The sequence below is a fragment of the Curtobacterium sp. NPDC098951 genome (assembly GCF_044759965.1).
Classification (GTDB): Bacteria; Actinomycetota; Actinomycetes; order Actinomycetales; family Microbacteriaceae; genus Curtobacterium.
In genome coordinates, this window is record NZ_JBIWAG010000005.1 from 184,820 (window position 1) to 202,777 (window position 17,958).

Sequence of the window (17,958 nt, forward strand, 5' to 3'; positions counted from 1 at the left end):
CTCGATGATACCGGCACACGGAGGTTCCCGGTGTCCCCCGAACGCGGAAGCGCGCCCCCGCCACCCGACCCGGTCAGAAGAGCGTCGGCAGCGCCGGTTCCACCCGTGGTGCGAGGCGCTGGACGAAGCCCGGGTCCGCGCGCTTCAACGGTGAGGTGGTCGGTCGGGACTGCTCCTCGAACGGCGACGGTCCGGAGACCGCGCCCGCCCTCGTCGCCGGTGCTGTCCCCGGACGTGCGCCCGCCGGGGTCGCGAGCCCTGCCCCCGAGCCTGCGCCCGCCGGTGTCGTGGGCGCTCCGCCAGCGTTGACCAGCCGGTTCGAGAACCCCATCGAGCCGGTCGTCGGGTCGACCGTGCCGAGCCCCATGCCGTGCGCCCGCAGGATCGGCCTCACCCGGTCGGCCAGCCAGCGTCGGTAGTCCTTCGGCGCGTACGTGTTGTCGAGGTACATGGAGCGGTAGCGCTCCACGAGGTCCGGCCGGGTGCGCTGCAGCCACGCGGACCACCACGGCTTCACCCCTGGGCGCAGGTGGAGCGCCGAGTACATGACGCTCGACGCGCCGGCCGCCGCTGCTCGACCGATCGCGTCGTCGAGGTGCGCACGGGTGTCGGTGATGTACGGCAGCACCGGCATGAGGAACACCGAGCACGTCAGGCCGGCGTCGCGGATCGCCCGGACCGTCGCCAGACGCGCGGCCGTCGTCGGCGTGCCGGGCTCGACCTGCTGCTGGAGTTCGTCGTCGTACACCGCGATCGACATCGCGAGGTCGACCGGCACCGAGCGTGCGGCCTCGACCAGCAGCGGGATGTCCCGCCGCAGCAGGGTGCCCTTCGTCAGGATGCTGAAGGGTGTGCCGGACTCGGCGAGGGCGCGGATCACGCCCGGCATCAGGCGGTACTTGCCCTCGGCGCGCTGGTACGGGTCGGTGTTGGTGCCGAGCGCGACGGGGTGGCGGTCCCAGCTGGGCTTCCGCAGCTCACGACGGAGGACGTCGGCCACGTTCGTCTTCACGACGATCTGCTGGTCGAAGTCCGCTCCCCCGTCGAACTCGAGGTAGGTGTGCGTCGGGCGGGCGAAGCAGTACACGCAGGCGTGGCTGCACCCGCGGTAGGGGTTGATCGTCCAGCCGTACGTGCCGCTGCCGTCCGCCGCGGGGACGCGGTTGAGTGCGCTCTTGGCGAGCACCTCGTGGAAGGTGACACCGGCGAACTCCGGCGTGGTCACACTCCGGACGAGCCCACTGTTCGACTCGAGCCCGGGGAGCGCATCGCTCCGCGTGGCATCGATCGCCTGACCACTCCACCGCATGTCGCCATTCGAACACATGTTCGAACGACCCGCAAGCCGGTGGACGTCAGTGGTGGAGTCCGAGCACCCTCGCCGTGCGCTCGAGCGTCGCGTCCGCGAGCTCCGGGTCGGATCCGAGGTCCTGCCCGTAGGTCGGCACCATCACGCGCACCGCGGCTTCCCAGCGGTCCCAGCGGTCGGGGAAGCACTTCCGGAGCATGCCGAGCATGATCGGCACGGCCGTGGAGGCGCCTGGGCTCGCGCCGAGCAGCCCCGCGATCGAGCCGTCGGCCGAGGTGATCACCTCGGTACCGAACTGCAGCACCCCGCCCTTGTCCTTGTCCGGCTTGATGACCTGCACGCGCTGCCCGGCGGTGATCCGGTGCCAGTTCTCCGGCTCGGCGCTCGGCATGAAGTCGCGGAGGGCGTCGAACTTCGTCTGCTTCGAGGCGAGCAGCTGCCCGACGAGGTACCGGACGAGGTCGAAGTTCGAGAAGGCCACGCTCAGCATCGGCCGCAGGTTGTGCGGACGGATCGACTTCACCAGGTCGAACAGCGAGCCCTGCTTGAGGAACTTCGGGCTGAACCCGGCGTAGGGCCCGAACATGAGCGAGGAGTTGCCGTCCACGATCCGGGTGTCGAGGTGCGGCACCGACATCGGCGGGGCACCGACGCTGGCCTTGCCGTAGACCTTCGCCGCGTGCTTCTGCACGACCTCGGGGTCGTCCGTACGGAGGAACTCGCCGGACACCGGGAACCCGCCGTAGCCGCGGATCTCGGGGATGCCGGACTTCTGCAGCAGGTGCAGGGCGCCGCCACCGGCTCCGACGAAGACGAACTTCGCCGCGATCCGTTGCGTCGAACGACCGATCTCGTTGCGGACGTCGAGCACCCAGCCCTCGCTGACCGTCGAACGTGTCAGCTTCGTGACCTGGTGCGAGGGCTCGAACTCGACGCCGTCGATCTCGAGCTGGTCGAAGAGCTGGCGGGTGAGCGAACCGAAGTCGACGTCGGACCCGGCGGCCGAGTACGTCGCCGCGATCGGCTGGTCCTTCTTGCGACCGGGGATGAGCGCCGGTGCCCACTGCCGGATCTGCTGCGGGTCGTCGGAGAACTCGAGCCCGGCGAAGAGCGGGTGGTCCTTCATCGCCTCGTACCGCTTGCGCATGTACTCGACGTTGTCGGCGCCCCAGACGAACGAGATGTGCGGCGTGGGGTTGATGAAGTTCGACGGTTCCGGCAGGTCACCGGTCTCGACGAGGTGCGCCCAGAACTGGCGCGAGACCTGGAACTGCTCGTTGACGGTCACGGCCTTGCTGATGTCGACGCGACCGTCGGCGAGTTCGGGCGTGTAGTTCAGCTCGCAGAGCGCGGAGTGCCCCGTCCCGGCGTTGTTCCACGGGTTCGAGCTCTCCTGCGCGACGGTGCCGAGGCGCTCGTAGACGCGGATCCGCCAGGTGGGTTCGAGCCGGTGGATGATCGCGCCGAGGGTGGCGCTCATGATCCCTCCCCCGACCAGGACGACGTCGATGGGGTCCACCTGCTTCACTGCCACCAGACGATCCTACCGGCGTCGGCTGACAAGCCGAGCCGAGAACGCCGGGAGGCGCGGTGCCGGTCCGGCACCGTCCCTCCTGGATCGCGTCGGGTTACGCGGCGACCGTGCGGCGCGCGACGATCGTCTCGGCGATCTGCACCGCGTTCAGCGCGGCGCCCTTGCGCAGGTTGTCGTTGCTGACGAAGAGCGCGAGCCCGTGGCCCTCGGGGGCGGACTGGTCCGCACGGATGCGACCGACGAAGGACGGGTCCTGTCCGGCGGCCTGCAACGGCGTCGGCACCTCGGCGAGCTCGACACCCGGTGCGGCGGCGAGGAGCTCCGTCGCGCGCTCCGGCGACAGCGGCCGGTCGAACTCGGCGTTGACCGAGATGGAATGCCCGGTGAAGACCGGCACGCGCACGCAGGTCCCCGCGACGAGGAGGTCCGGGAGCTCGAGGATCTTGCGGCTCTCGTTGCGGAGCTTCTTCTCCTCGTCGGTCTCACCCAGCCCGTCGTCGACGATGCTGCCCGCGAGCGGGACGACGTCGAAGGCGATCGGGCGGACGTACTTGACCGGCTCGGGGAACGTCACGGCGGATCCGTCGTGCGTGAGCGCGGCGGTGTCCTGTTCGAGGGCCGCACGCGCCTGACCGAGCAGCTCCTCGACGCCGGCGAGCCCGGAGCCCGAGACCGCCTGGTAGGTAGTGGCCACGAGGCGGCGCAGACCGGCCTCGGTGTCGAGCACCTTGAGGACCGGCATGATCGCCATCGTCGTGCAGTTCGGGTTCGCGATGATGCCCTTCGGCGCGTCGTCGATGGCGTGCGGGTTCACCTCGCTCACGACGAGCGGGACGTCCGGGTCCATGCGCCAGGCGCTGGAGTTGTCGACGACGAGCGCACCCGCGGCGGCGAACTTCGGCGCGAGGGCACGCGAGGCGGTCGCACCGGCCGAGAACAGCGCGATGTCGATGCCCGACGGGTCGGCGGTCTCGGAGTCCTCGACGACGATCTCGCCCCCGCGGAAGGGCAGGGTGGTGCCGGCGGACCGGGCGCTCGCGAAGAACCGGACCTGGTCGGCCGGGAACGCGCGCTCCTCGAGCAGACGGCGCATCACGGCGCCGACCTGGCCGGTGGCGCCGACGACGGCGACGGTGAGGGTGCTCATGCGGTGCTCCTGACGGGTCAGCGGCCGGTGCCGGCGTAGACGACGGCCTCGGAGTCGGCGTCGAGACCGAACGCGTTGTGCACCACGCGCATCGCCTCGTTGAGGGTGTCGGCTCGGGTCACGACCGAGATGCGGATCTCCGAGGTGGAGATCATCTCGATGTTGATCGACGCCTCGTGCAGGGCACGGAACAGCGCGGCCGAGACGCCCGCGTTCGTGCGCATGCCCGCACCGACCAAGGCGAGCTTGCCGATCTGGTCGTCGTACTGGATGCCCTCGAAGCCGATGTCGGACTTCGCCACGCCCAGGGCGGTCAGGACGCTCTGTCCCTGGTCCTTCGGGAGCGTGAACGAGATGTCGGTGCGGCCGTTCGACGCCGACACGTTCTGCACGATCATGTCGATGTTCGCGCCGGCACGGGCGACGATCGTGAAGATCTCGGCGGCCTTGCCCGGGGTGTCGGGCACGCCGACCACGGTGATCTTGCCCTCGGAGAGGTCTCCGGCGATGCCGGTGATGATCGGTTCTTCCACGGTTTCCCCCTCTGCAGGGTTGTAGACGATGGTTCCCTCGGCGTTGCTGAAGGAGGAGCGGACGTGCAGGGTGACGCCGTGCCGACGGGCGTACTCGACGGCACGGATGTAGAGGACCTTGGCGCCGGACGCCGCGAGCTCGAGCATCTCCTCGCTGGTGATGCGGTCGACCTTCTTGGCCTTGGACACCACGCGGGGGTCGGCGGTGAAGATGCCGTCGACGTCGGTGTAGATCTCGCAGATGTCGGCCTCGAGCGCCGCGGCGAGGGCGACCGCCGTCGTGTCGGAGCCGCCGCGGCCCAGCGTCGTGATCTCGCCCGTCGTGCGGTTGAAGCCCTGGAACCCCGCGACGATCGCGACGTGCCCGGCGTCGAGCGCCTCGCGCACGCGCTTCGGGGTGACGTCGACGATGCGCGCCTTGCCGTGCTGGGCGTCCGTGAGCATGCCCGCCTGGCTGCCCGTGTACGAGGACGCTTCGACACCGAGGCTCTTGATCGCCATCGCCAGGAGCGCCATCGAGATGCGCTCCCCCGCGGTGAGGAGCATGTCGAGCTCACGGCCGGCGGGGATGGGCGTCACGGAGTGCGCGAGGTCGACGAGCTCGTCGGTGGTGTCGCCCATCGCGGAGACGGCCACGACGACGTCGTTGCCGGCCTTCTTCGTCTGGACGATCCGCTTCGCCACGCGCTTGATGCTCTCGGCGTCCGCGACGGACGATCCACCGAACTTCTGCACGATCAAGGCCACTGGTTGGTACTCCCGGGGACGACGGTTCCGCGACTGTCACGCGGTCTCATGATGGTAGTCGGTGTTTCGAGGATGTTGCGTCGGAGCCGGTGCAGACGCAACGATCCTGCGCGCCCGTCCGGCCCGGTCGGTCAGCCGCCGACGACCCGACGGCCCTCGAACGCGCGCCCGAGGGTGACCTCGTCGGCGTACTCGAGGTCGCCGCCGACCGGCAGACCGGACGCGAGCCGCGTCGTGCGGATGCCCATCGGCACGAGCAACCGGCTGAGGTACGTCGCCGTGGCCTCGCCCTCGAGGTTGGGGTCGGTGGCGATGATGACCTCGTCGACGGTGCCGTCCGCGAGTCGCGTCATGAGCTGCTGGATCCGCAGGTCGTCCGGGCCGATGCCGTCGATCGGGCTGATGGCGCCGCCGAGCACGTGGTACAGCCCACGGAACTCGCGGGTGCGCTCGATCGCGGCGACGTCCTTCGCCTCTTCCACGACGCAGATGACGGCCGGGGACCGACGCGGGTCGCGGCAGATGCTGCACTGCACGTTCTCGGTGACGTTGCCGCAGATCTCGCAGAAGCGGACCCGCTCCTTGACGTCCGCCAGCAGCTCGGAGAGCCGGCTCGGGTCGAACGACTCGGTCTGGAGGATGTGGAACGCGATGCGCTGCGCCGACTTCGGTCCGATGCCGGGGAGGCGACCGAACTCGTCGATGAGGTCCTGCACGATGCCGTCGTACATCAGGCGCCTTCCTCGTGGAGGGAGGTCTCCTCGATGAACTGAGCGTTCAGGATCTCACGGACGACGGCCTCGCCGTAGCGACCCGCGACGGGCGTCCGCCGGACCTGGGGTGCCGGTGCGGCGGGGCGCTGGGGCGCCGACTGGCGCGGCGCGCTCTGCTGCGGGGCATGCTGCTGCGGAGCGTTCTGCGGGGCCGGTGGCGCATCGGGGTAGGGCTCGCCGTCGCCGTACGGGTCGTCGTCGAGCGGATAGTCGTCGACGGGGACGTCCGGGGCGCCGACCGGGCCGCCCGCGGGAGGCGCGGTGTCCGGTGCCGCCGCAGCCTGCCCAGCCACGTCCGGCGTCGCCGCCGCCTGGGGTGCCGCGTCCTGAGTCGCGGCGTCCTGCTGTGGGGCATTCGGCTGTGCGGCGTCGTGCTGTGCGGCGCGCTGCTGTGGGGCGGCACCGAGCGCGGACGCCGGGCGGAGCTGCGCCGCGAGGGCAGCGTCCGCGCGCGGGTCGGACACGGTCTGCACGGGGGCGACCGGCTCGCCGGTGTCGGTCGTGCCGAACGGCGCCGACCACGAGGGCTCGCCGCCCGCGGTCGGGTCGGCAGCGGGGATGGTGGCGACGGCCCACTCGGTGACCGGCGCGCCGGACGGCTCCGGGGACGCGGCGGGACGGGACTGCGTCGGGCGCGGATCGGCGTCTCGCGGCGCCTCGGCCGCAACGGGAGCCGGGGTCTGACCCTGGGCCTGCGCCGGTCGCGCGGTGGCTGCGTCCGGACGAGCCGAGGTCGGTTCCGGGCTGGTCGACCGGTCGCCCTGCCGGGACGGCGCTGCGTCGGGTCGGGCCTCCGCAGCGTCGTGCGGCGCCGGCGCGGGCGTCGCGTCCGGGCCGCCGGGCGCGGCGTCCTGGCGATCGGCACCGGACCGTGCGACGGGTGCGATCGGTGCCGGGTCACCGCTCGGCGCAGCGCTGGACGTCGGCGCGGTGCTGGATTCCGGCGCGGGGCTGGACGGCGCAGGGTTGGACGGCGCAGGGCTCGACGTCGGCGCGGGGGTCGCGGTGGCTCCGGCGTCGGACACCGGACCGGCGGTCGGCGTCGTCCGCTGCCCGATGCCCTGCGGCGGCTGGGCTCCGGGCTGCTGCGGCGGACGCTGCTGGCCGGGGCCCCCCGGACCGCGTGCGACGAACTTCACGCGCAGGCCGAGCACGTCGACGATCGCGGCGCGGAGGAGCTCGCTGACGCTGGTGCTCGGGTCGGACATCTCCTTGAACGAGGCGACGTCCTGGTGACTCGGGAACGTGAGGGTGAGGACGTCGTCCCGCAGCGCCGTGACCTGCGCCGTGACGACGACGGACCATGCCGAACGCTTCTGGTGCTGGACGTGCTCGACGATCTGCGGCCAGGAGTCGCGGAGCTGCTGGAACCCGACGGCGCCGATGGGACGCACGGCCGGTTCGTCGCCGGCGACGGTGCCCTGACCCGTCGAGGACGCGTTCGCGGTCCCTGCGGCGGGGGTCGGGGTCACGCCGGCAGCCGGCGCGGGTGCGGATTCGTCCACGGGCGCCTCGGGCGCACTCGGCACCGCGGCTGCCCACGAGGCGGTCGCGTCCCGAGCGGTGGCGCCGGGGTCGGCGGCAGGAGCCGCGGCCGGTCCGGCGTCGACCGGAGCAGGCATCGCCGCGGCCGGAGCCTGGACGGGCGCCGCAGCGGGTGTCGCGGGAGCCTGTGCCGCGCGGGGAGCGGGTGCAGCGGCCGGAGCACCGGGCGCCTGGGCGGAGGTCGAACCCGCCGCGGGGAGCGACTCCGGTCCGGCCTGGTGCCCACCGGCGTCGCCGACGCCGATGCGTCGTTCGAGTCGCTCGACCCGGGCGAGCGCACCGCGCTGGGTGTCGTCGGCCTCGGGCACGAGCATCCTGGCGGTCATCAGCTCGAGGTGGAGTCGCGGCGAGGTCGCACCGGTCATCTCGGTCAGCGCCCGGTTCGCGATGTCCGCCGCGCGCGACAGCCCGGTCGCACCGAAGACGCCGGCCTGCCGGGTCATCGTGTCGAGCTCTTCCGGCGAGACGCCACGCAGGACGGCAGCGGCGCTCTCGTTGGTCGCGGCCACCACGATGAGGTCGCGGAGGCGCTCGAGCAGGTCCTCGACGAAGCGACGGGGGTCCTGACCGGTCTGGACCACGCGGTCGATCGCGGCGAAGGCGGACGCCGGGTCGGCCACGGCGAGCGCGTCGACGACGTCGTCGAGCAGTGCGGCGTCGGTGTAGCCGAGGAGCGCGACGGCTCGCTCGTACGCGATCGCCCCGTCCTCGCTGCCGGCCATGAGCTGGTCGAGCAACGACAGGGTGTCGCGGACGGAGCCGCCGCCCGCGCGGACGACGAGCGGCAGGACACCCGGTGCGACCGAGACCGACTCCTGCTGGCAGAGCTGCTCGACGTACTCGAGCATCGCGGCCGGCGGGACGAGCCGGAACGGGTAGTGGTGGGTGCGCGACCGGATGGTGCCGATGACCTTCTCGGGCTCGGTCGTGGCGAAGATGAACTTCACGTGCTCCGGCGGCTCCTCGACCAGCTTGAGCAGCGCGTTGAAGCCCTGCGGCGTCACCATGTGCGCCTCGTCGAGGATGAAGATCTTGTAGCGGTCGCGCGCCGGGGCGAACACGGCACGGTCACGGAGGTCCCGCGCGTCGTCGACACCGTTGTGGCTGGCGGCGTCGATCTCGATCACGTCGAGCGAACCCCCGCCGCCGCGCGCCAGTTCGACGCAGCTCGGGCAGACGCCGCACGGGGTGTCGGTCGGACCTTCTGCACAGTTCAGGCAGCGCGCGAGGATGCGGGCGGACGTCGTCTTGCCGCAGCCGCGCGGCCCGCTGAAGAGGTAGGCGTGGTTGACCCGGTTGGTGCGCAGGGCCGTCCGGAGGGGATCGGTGACCTGCGACTGTCCGATCAGCTCGGCGAAGTTCTCGGGCCGGTAACGGCGATACAGGGCGGTGACCACGCCCCAAGGGTAGCCGGGACGGCCGACACCCGATGGTCGGACCGGACCACCTGTGGGAAGTGGGGAGGGCGCACGTGACGCACCGCGCCTCCCGTCCGTCAGGACGACGGAACGCGAGGCGCGGTGCGGACGGTGCGGGTGGGGTCAGACGCGTCGGCGGCGGATGCCGCGGGCGAGGCGGGACAGCCCCAGCAGGAGGAACCCGAGGACCACCAGGCCGCCGGCCGCCCCGGCGAGGGGCCCGACCTCGGCACCGGTGAACGCGAGCCCACCGGACCCGGACCCACCGGCGGTCCCGTTCCCGTTCCCGACCGCCCCGGCTCCGGGGGTCCCGGGCACACCTGGCGTCCCGGGCGTCCCGGGGTCCCCCGGCGTCCCCGGATTGCCCGGCACGGCCGCGTCGACCACCACCGCGACCGACTGCGCGGCCGACGTCGCACCCGCGACGGTCTGGGTCACGCGGATGGTGTGCGGTCCCACCGCGAGGCGCAGCACGACCGACCAGGCGCCGTCCTCGTCCGCCGTGGTCGTCACCGGCGTGCCGTCGTCGGCGACGACGGTCACCGTGGCCCCCGGTTCGGCGGTCCCGGTGACGCGCCAGTCCACGGAGCCGACGGCCGAGGCCGTCTGGTGCGCACCCGGCGTGGGGGACGTGACCGCGAGCGGCTCGACGGCGTCCACCACGATCGGCACCGGCTGCGAGACCGTCGTCGTGCCGTTCACGGTCTGCGACGCCTCCAGGGTCCACGCGCCCTCGGGCACGCGGTCGAAGGTGACGCTCCAGTCACCGTCTGCGTCGGCGGTCGTCGTGCGCACCTGTCCGTTCGACAGGCGCACCGTGACGAGCGCGCCCGGCGTGGCGTGCCCCGTCACCGTGAAGGCGGCGGTGTCGCCGGTGCCCGTCGCCGGGAGGAGCTGGCCGGGTGTCGGGCTGGTGATGGTGACGTCGGTCGGCTGCGCGACCACGACCCGCACGGTGCTGGTCACCGGGTCGGAGGTGCGACCGCCGACGGTCTCGGTGGCCGACACGGTGTGGGTGCCCGGCGGGACCCGGGTGACGGTGACGGTCCAGGAGCCGTCGCCACCGGCGGTGGTCGTCGCCGTCCGGCCGTCGATGCCGACGGTCACCGTGGCCCTCGGCTCCGCGGTGCCGCTCACCACGATGGACGTCGTCGCCCCGGTGATCGGGACGACCTGGCCGTCCTGCGGGCTCGTGACCCTGATCGGAGCCGCTGCGGCGACGGAGAACCCGACCTCGGGCGCGTCCGTCGTCGTCCCGCCGACGGTCTGCGAGGCGGCGATCGAGTGCGGCCCGGTGCCGACCGACGGCACGGTCACGGCCCACTCGCCGTCGCCGTTCGCCGTCGTCGTGACCGGGGTGCCGCCGTCGATCCGGACCGAGACCGCCGCGTTCGGCGCCGAGACGCCGGTGACACGGACGTCCGTGGTGCCGCCGAGCACGCGGAACGCGGTCCCGTTCGCCGGCGAGGTCACGACGATCGCGTCGACCGCGGCGACCTCGACCGTCAGGTCACGCTGGACCGGCGACGACGTGGTGCCGTTCACGACCTGCGTGACGACGATCGTGTGGTCTCCGGCGTCGAACCCCGTCAACTCGGTCGACCACCGGCCGTCCGTGCCCACCGGGACCTCGACGGGGTCACCGTCGTCGGTGACGATCCGCACGGTCCCGCCCGGCTGCCCCTGACCGCTGACCGGGACGGTCGCGCTCGTGGTGCCGGCCGGCACGGTGACGGTGTCGCCGTCGGCCGGGGTGTCGACCGTCAGCGCGGCGCCGGCAGCGATCGTGAAGGTCGTCACGACCGGCGCCGAGGTCGACCCGTCGACCGTCTGGGTCGCCCGGACCGTGTGCTGCCCGGTGGCGAGTCCCTCGAGGTCGAGCGACCACGTGCCGGCGGCGGTCGCCGTGACGGTCTGCGGGTCGCCGCCGTCGGTCGTGACCCGCACGGTGGACCGCGGCGCCGCGGCACCGTTCGCCGTCACCGTCGCGACCGAGTCCTGCTGCGCGACGCGGACGGTCGACCCGTCCGCCGGGGTGGCGATCGTGATGGGGTCCGCGACGAGCACCCGGATCCCGACGGCCACCGGGGCGGAGACGGTGTCGCCGATCCGCTGCGTGACGCTGACCTCCGGGGTCCCGGCGGGCACGTCCGGGACCGAGACGCTCCACTTCCCGTCCGCGTCCGCGGTGGTGGCCTCGCTGCGTCCGCCGCCGAGGTCGACCACGACGGTCGCACCGGGCTCCGCCGTGCCGCTGACGTCGACCGTGGTGGTCGCGCCCTCGCCGGCGACGGTGTACTGCTGGCCGGCCGTCGGCTCGTCGATCCCGACCGGAGCGCCGGCCACGATCGCGAACGTCGTCTCGACGGGGGTCGTGGACGTGGACCCGTCGACCGTCTGCGTGACGCTCACGTCGTGCGTCCCGACGCCGAGGTCCGGCACGTCGACGCTCCACGAGCCGTCCCCGCCCGCCGTCACCTCGACCGGGTCGCCGTCGTCGACCGTGATCGTGACGGTGGCGCCCGGCTGGGCGTCGCCGGCGATCGTCACCGTGGTGGTGGCGTCCGCGTCCGCGACGGTGATCGGGTCGTCACCGGGCTGGCGGATGGTCAGGGCGGCCGCGGCGACGACGGACACCGGGCGGGTGACCGCCGCGCTCGTCGTCCCGTTCACGGCCTGCGTGACGTCGGCCGTCCACGAACCGGTGGGCACGTCCTCGACCGTCATGGCCCAGTCCCCGTCGTCGTCGACCCGTGCCGTCGCGGTCCCGCCGTCACCGAGGTCGACCGTGACGGTCGCTCCGGGCTGGCCGGTGCCGGCGAACCGCACGTCGGTCGTCGCGTCGTCGTCGGCGACCGTCGCGGAGGCGGCCCCGGCCGGGGTCGTCACCGTGAGCGGCGCACCGGCGCGGACCGACACCGCCGCGGTGACGGGTGCCGACGTCTGCCCGCCGACGACCTGCGTCGCGCGGACCGTGTGGTCGCCGACCGGGACGTCCGCGAACGTCGTCTCCCAGGCGCCGTCGGCAGCGGCGGTCACCTCGTCGGAGTCGCCGGTCGACAGGGTCACCGTGACGGTGGCGCCGCCCTGTGCCCGTCCGGCCGCCAGCACGTCGGCCGTACCGGCCGCGTCGGCGACCGTCAGGACGGTGCCGTCCGTGGGCGTCGTCAGGGTGAGCGCGGTCCCGGCGCGCACGGAGACGGTCTGCGCGGGACTGGAGGCGCTGGTCCCGCCGACGGTCTGGGTCGCGGTGAGCGTCGGGTCACCGACACCGACCCCGCCGAACGTCACGGTCCACGCGCCGTCTCCGTCCGCGGTGGTGCTGACCGCGTCGACGCCGAGTCGCACGGTGACCAGAGCGTTTGGCTCCGCCGTCCCGGTGACGGTGACGTCGCGCGTCGCGCCGGCGTCCGGCACGAGCAGGACGGCTCCGTCGGCCGGCGTCGTCACCCGCACGGCGTCGGCGGCCTCGATCGTGACCGTGCGCGTGACCGGTGCGGAGGTCGCCGGGGAGGAGACCGTGCCGGCGAGGGTCTGCGTCACCGAGACCGGGTGCTCGCCGACGCCGAGGTCGGCGAAGGTCACCGACCAGGTGCCGTCCGGGGCGACCGTCGTCTGTTGGTCGTCCTCGCCGTCGGTACCGGCGGTCACGGTGGCTCCGGGCTGGCCGGTACCCGACACGGTGACGTCACGGCGGACGGCGTCGCCCGCGACCGTGATCGGTGTCGTGGTCGGCGCCGTGATCGCGAGCGGCGCTGCCGTGACGACCAGGAAGGTGGTCGGGATCGCAGCGGTGACCACGCCCTCGACGCTCTGGCTCGCGTTCACCGTGTAGGTGCCGGTGGGTGCGAGACCGGTCGCGTCGACGCTCCACGCCCCGGCGCCGTCGGCCGTGGTGGTGAACCGGGTGTCCGGGCCGAGCGAGACGGTGATGTCCGCGTTCGGCTCCGAGGTCCCGGAGATCGCCACGGTGGCCGTGGCGTCCCCGTCGACCACGACGAAGCGCGAGCCGACCGCCGGCGAGTCGATCGCGACGGCGGTCCCCGGCACGACCGTGAAGTCGCGGGTGACGGTGGGGCCGGTCGTCCCGTTCACGGTCTGCACGGCGGTGACGGTGTGGTCGCCCATGGCGAGCTCCGTCGGGTCGGTCGACCAGTTGCCGGCGCCGTCGGCGACCACGGCGACGGGGTCGCCCCCGTCGACCGTGACACGCACGCTCGCTCCCGGTTCGGCCGTGCCGCGCACGACGACGCCGATCTGGCCGCCCGTCCCCGCGGGGACCTGCTGAGCGTCCGTCGGCGACTCGATAACCAGGTCGTCACCGACCGCGACCGAGAAGTCCCGGTCGACGGCCGCGGACGTCTGTCCACCGACCGTCTGCGTGACGCTCGCGGTGTGGTCGCCCGTGCCGACCGCCTGCAGGGTCACCGACCACGACCCGTCGGTGCCCGCCGTGGTCGTGACCGGGTCGCCCGTCCCGTCGAGGACGACGGCGACGTCGGCTCCCGGCTGCGCGGTCCCAGACACGGCCACGTCGATCGTCGAGCTCTCGGTCGCGACGGCGGTCGTGCCGCCCTGGGCGGGCGAGGTGACGGCGAGCGCGGCCCCCGCGACGACCGTCACGACCTGACGGACCGTCGGCGAGGTGGTGCCGTTCACGGTCTGGGTCGCCTGGATCGTCCACCGGCCGACCGGGACGTCCCGGACCGTGGCGGTCCAGTCCCCGGCGCCGTCCGCGGACGCGGTGGCGGTCAGCCCGCCGCCGAGCGAGATCGCCACGTCGGCTCCGGGCTGGGCGGTGCCGGTGACGACGAGGTCGGTGGTGCTGTCGGCGTCGAGCACGGTCACGGTGGCGCCGGGTACCGGCGCGGTGATCGCGATCGGAGCGCCGGCGGCCACGGTGAAGTCGGACGTCACCGGACCCGAGGTCGTCCCGCCGACGGTCTGCCGAGCGGTCGCCGTGCGGTCGCCGACCGGGACGCCCTGGAATGTCGTCTCCCAGTCGCCGTCGCCGTCCGCGGTCACCGTCGCGGTGAAGGACCCGCCGATGCCGACGGACACCTGTGCGTTCGGCGCGGCGGTGCCGGAGACCGTGACGGGCGTCGTCGAGGTCGGGTCGGCGACGGTGATGGTGCTGCCGTCCTCGGGGGCGGTGATGCGCAACGGAGCCGCCGCCGTGACGGTGAAGTCACGCGTCACCGGGGTGCTCGTGGACGCACCGACGGTCTGCGTCACCCGGGCGGAGTACTCCCCCGCCGGGACGTCCGCCACCGCGGTCGACCAGGTCCCACCGGCGTTCGCGGTCGTCGTCGCCGTGCGGCCGCCACCGAGGTCGACGTCGACCCGGGCGCCGGGCTGCGCCGAACCGGAGAACGGCACGTCCCGGGCGTCCCCGGCGAGCGGGAAGTCCTGGTCCGCGGTCGGGGTGTCGACCGTCAGTCCGGCAGCCGCGACCACCCGGAATGCACGGGTCACCGGTGCCGAGGTGCTGTCCCCGACGGTCTGCGTGACGCTCGCGGTCGGCTCGCCGATCGGGACGTCCGGCACCGTGATGCTCCAGGCACCACTCGCGGCGGCGGTCCCGGTGGCGCTGAGGCCGCCGCCGAGGTCGATGTCGATGCGGGCGTTGGCGGTGGCGGTGCCGGTCAGGGTCACCGGCGCGGTGGTGCCCGTGGTCGTGAAGGTCTGCCCCGCCGTCGGCGCGGTGATCGTGAGCGCCTGCTGCGCGACGACCGAGAACTGCTGCGTCGCCGAGCCTGCAGCCGCACCACCGACCGTCTGCGTCGCGGTGGCCGTCCAGGAGCCGGTCGGCACGTTGGCCACCGAGGTGGTCCACGCCCCGTTGGCCGCGACGGTCGCGGTGGCGGTCCGGCCGCTCCCGAGGTCCACCGCGATCGTGGCGCCGGGCTCGCCGGTGCCGCTCACGGTGACGGTGCGGGTGGAGGACGCCGTCGGCACGCTGAAGACCTGGTTCGCGGTCGGGGTCGTGATCGTCGGCGCGACGAAGGCCGCGGCCCGCACGGTGGACGTGGCGAGGTCGACGGTGGCGACGTTCGCCCCGGGGAGGATCGACAGCCGCAGGGCGTGCACGCTCCGGGCGCCCGGGTCGGAGCCGCGGCCGTCGCGGAACCCGGTCGTGGTGTCCTGCGCGTTGACGGTGAGGTCGATCACCTGACGGATCAGCAGGACGACCGGGGACAGCAGTGTCGCTACGGCCGAGGTCGTGTTCGTCAGGGCGGTGCCGAGCTGTGCGAGGGCCGCCCCGCCGATGACGGGCCGGAGCGCACCCTGCAGCGCCGGGACGACGGTTCCGCTGACGACCGGCGCGAGCACGGTGCCGAGGGGCAGCGGCAGTCCGGCGACACTGCCCGACGTGGTGACCGTGGGGGTCGCGGTCGCGGTGCCGGCGAGCGCGCCGAGCGTCGTGTCGATCCGGAGACCGATCGCAGCGGACGGCTGTCCGAGCACGGTGGCGTTCGTCGCGATGTCCACCCGGACGCCGGTGGAGTTGATCGTGTTCACGACCGCCGTCTGCAGCGTGGTCGGCAGCTGGGTACCGAGGATCGTGGTGATGCTCTGGTTGATCGAGTCCACCGCGGCGGTCGTCAGCACCGGGGTGTTCGCCGGCTGGCCGTTGAGCGCCGTGAGCTCGTCGAGGTCGACCGTGATGGTCCCGGTCGCTGGGACGATCGTCACGGCGCCGTCCGTCAGCGGTTGCTGGAGGACCTGGGTGAGGGTGTCGTCGAGGTTGAGGTTCACGTTCGACGTGATCGTCGTCCCGCTGACGGTCACCGTGCCGAGCAGCGCCTGGCGCAGCAGCGTCTGGATCTGGGTGGTCACCGTCCCGGTGGTGCCCTGCAGGGCTCCCCCGGTACCGAAGACCCCGTTCACCTGACCGGAGACGGTGCGCAGCTGGTCACGGAGCGACGTCGTCAGTCCCTGCACGGCCGGACTCGTCAGCGTGAGGTCGGCCCCGGCGATCCGGTAGTCGCTCGTGGTGCTCACCGTCGTGCCACGCGTCGCGGTCAGGGTCGAGGCGAGCGCTCCGACCCGGAGCCGCGCGTTGGACAGCACCGATGTGTCGGCGCCGACCCGGCTGAACAGCGGCGCGAGGTCCAGCGTCGACGCACCGGTCCCGATCCCGGTGCCCACGCCGATGCCACCGTCGTTGGTCAGGAGGCCCGAGGACGCCGTGGCGCCGTTCGCCGAGGTCGTCGCGTACTGGCCGTTCACCCCGAGGGTGAGGATGCCGTTCGACCCGAGCAGGTCGATGTCGTTCCCGAGGTCGACGCCGACGGTGTTCAGGGCCTCGACGTTGAGTGGCTGGTTCGTGGTGCCGCCGCCCGTGGTCGCACCGCGCGCGGAGTAGGCCCCACCGAGCTGGGCGATGCCGTCGACGTTCACGATGCCGGACCCGCTGAGGAGCAGCCCTTCGGCCTCGGAGACGTCGGTCGGTGCAGCCACCGCGGGTTGGATCGCCACGGTGGCGGCGACGAGCGCCGTCACCGTGGCGACGACGCCGCCGCGCAGGAGGAGACGCCGATCGTCCGATGCTCGTCGTCGAGCTCGGCCGCCAGCACCGAAGATCCGTCGTGTCCAGTCGCCCGCCGTCGTGGGTACACGGGTACCCCGCAGCGACACGTGCCTGCGCATGCGTGTCTCTTTTCCTGGCGAGCATGCTCGCCACCTGATCCGGAAAACTCCTCCGCTGGTGAGGCGGTGGAGGGTCAGGAACCCTGGTTGGGAGTTCCTGAGGGTGATCTTTGCACACGATCAGGGTGCTGTCCGCAGCCCGTTACGAAACGGACACCCGGCGTGCGGACGTTGTCCGGCCGACCGGCCCGGGAACGGAAGCGACACCGCACGCACCCGGGCAGGAAACAGAAAAGACTCCTCACGCACCCGCCAGAGCCCGGTTACCCTTGCTGCGTTTCCGCCCTGGGGGAGTTGGCCTGGATGGCGTCACGTGAGGAGCCGCCGAGAAGTCTACCGGACGCGACGGGCATGATCGGACACATGAAGATCGCCATCGCCGGGGGCCACGGCCAGATCGCCCTCCTCCTCGCCCGCCAGATCACCGACGCCGGCCACGACGCCGTCGCCATCGTCCGCAACCCCGCCCACGTCACGGACGTGGAGCAGCAGGGCGCGCGGGCGATCGTCGCGGACCTCGAGCAGATGGACGACGACGACCTCGGGCTCCGGCTCCGCGGCGTCGACGCGGTGGTGTTCGCCGCCGGCGCCGGCCCGGGCAGCGGGGCGGAGCGGAAGCTGACGGTCGACCGGGACGGGGCGATCCTGCTTGCCGATGCCGCCGAGCGGGCTGGGATCCGGCGCTACGTCATGATCTCGGCGATGGGTGCGGACGCGTACGACCCGCAGCGCGCGGTGGTCCCGGCCGCATCGGAGGACGACGTCTTCCAGGTCTACCTGCGCGCCAAGGCCGAGGCCGACGCGAACATCCGTGCCCGGAGCCTCCGCTGGACGATCGTCCGACCGGGAGGCCTGCTCGACACGCCGCCGCAGGGCACGGTCGACGTCGGCCGCACGGTCCCCCGTGGATCGATCCCCCGCGCAGACGTCGCAGCGGTCGTGCTCCACGCCCTGGTCGACGACACCGCGGTCGGGGTCCAGTTCGAGGTCACGAGCGGCGACACCCCGATCCCCGCGGCGGTCGCGTCGCTCCGCTGAGCGCCGCGGCGGGGTCCCGGCCCGTGGCCGCACCGTGCGCCCCTCGCCACTCCGTGCGACTTTGACCGCACCGTGCCGCGCTGCAAGCGCGCACCTAGCCACCAGCCCCACACCAGCCGGCGGAAGCCGCACCGTGCAGCGCGCGGCACCACCCGGCGGCCGGGAGGCGCGGCGCCAGCCCGCCCCGCGCCTCCCGTCCGCACCGTGCCCACCTCGCCACCCCGTGCGAGGAAAGCGGACTGTCCAAACCCGGCCGCACCG

The 17,958-nt window shown here is 73.1% G+C and carries 8 protein-coding genes and 1 other RNA gene; 1 reads left to right on the top strand and 8 read right to left on the bottom strand.

Annotated features, from left to right (window positions below):
• Positions 1-73: 73 nt before the first annotated feature.
• From ACIQUC_RS14850 to ffs, 8 genes are all read right to left on the bottom strand, one after another.
• Positions 74-1,309: an Rv2578c family radical SAM protein gene (locus tag ACIQUC_RS14850; RefSeq protein WP_402268378.1), complete on the bottom strand. Its 1,236-nt coding sequence runs from the start codon at positions 1,307-1,309 to the stop codon at positions 74-76.
• 46 nt (positions 1,310-1,355) lie between these two features.
• The gene (locus tag ACIQUC_RS14855) at positions 1,356-2,843 is read right to left on the bottom strand and encodes a malate:quinone oxidoreductase (protein ID WP_031263020.1); all 1,488 of its coding nucleotides are present in this window, start codon (positions 2,841-2,843) and stop codon (positions 1,356-1,358) included.
• A 94-nt stretch (positions 2,844-2,937) separates the two neighbouring features.
• Positions 2,938-3,990 carry an aspartate-semialdehyde dehydrogenase gene (locus ACIQUC_RS14860; protein WP_022908016.1) on the bottom strand — a complete coding sequence of 351 codons (1,053 nt, stop codon included), beginning with the start codon at positions 3,988-3,990 and terminating at the stop codon, positions 2,938-2,940.
• 17 nt (positions 3,991-4,007) lie between these two features.
• Positions 4,008-5,270 carry an aspartate kinase gene (locus ACIQUC_RS14865; protein WP_022908015.1) on the bottom strand — a complete coding sequence of 421 codons (1,263 nt, stop codon included), beginning with the start codon at positions 5,268-5,270 and terminating at the stop codon, positions 4,008-4,010.
• A gap of 131 nt (positions 5,271-5,401) precedes the next feature.
• Entirely contained in the window at positions 5,402-6,001 is a 600-nt protein-coding gene (gene recR / locus ACIQUC_RS14870; RefSeq protein ID WP_022908014.1) for a recombination mediator RecR, read from the bottom strand.
• The gene (locus ACIQUC_RS14875) at positions 6,001-8,985 is read right to left on the bottom strand and encodes a DNA polymerase III subunit gamma and tau (protein ID WP_402268383.1); all 2,985 of its coding nucleotides are present in this window, start codon (positions 8,983-8,985) and stop codon (positions 6,001-6,003) included. The genes recR and ACIQUC_RS14875 overlap by 1 nt, the downstream gene beginning before the upstream one ends.
• 144 nt (positions 8,986-9,129) lie before the next feature.
• Positions 9,130-16,659, bottom strand: a complete 7,530-nt coding sequence (locus ACIQUC_RS14880; protein WP_402268386.1) for a choice-of-anchor G family protein — start codon at positions 16,657-16,659, stop codon at positions 9,130-9,132.
• A gap of 229 nt (positions 16,660-16,888) precedes the next feature.
• Positions 16,889-16,985, bottom strand: an RNA gene (gene ffs / locus ACIQUC_RS14885) — signal recognition particle sRNA small type.
• A gap of 37 nt (positions 16,986-17,022) precedes the next feature.
• Between ffs and ACIQUC_RS14890 the strand changes: the two genes are divergently transcribed.
• Positions 17,023-17,697: an SDR family oxidoreductase gene (locus ACIQUC_RS14890; RefSeq protein ID WP_031261751.1), complete on the top strand. Its 675-nt coding sequence runs from the start codon at positions 17,023-17,025 to the stop codon at positions 17,695-17,697.
• Positions 17,698-17,958 lie beyond the last annotated feature (261 nt).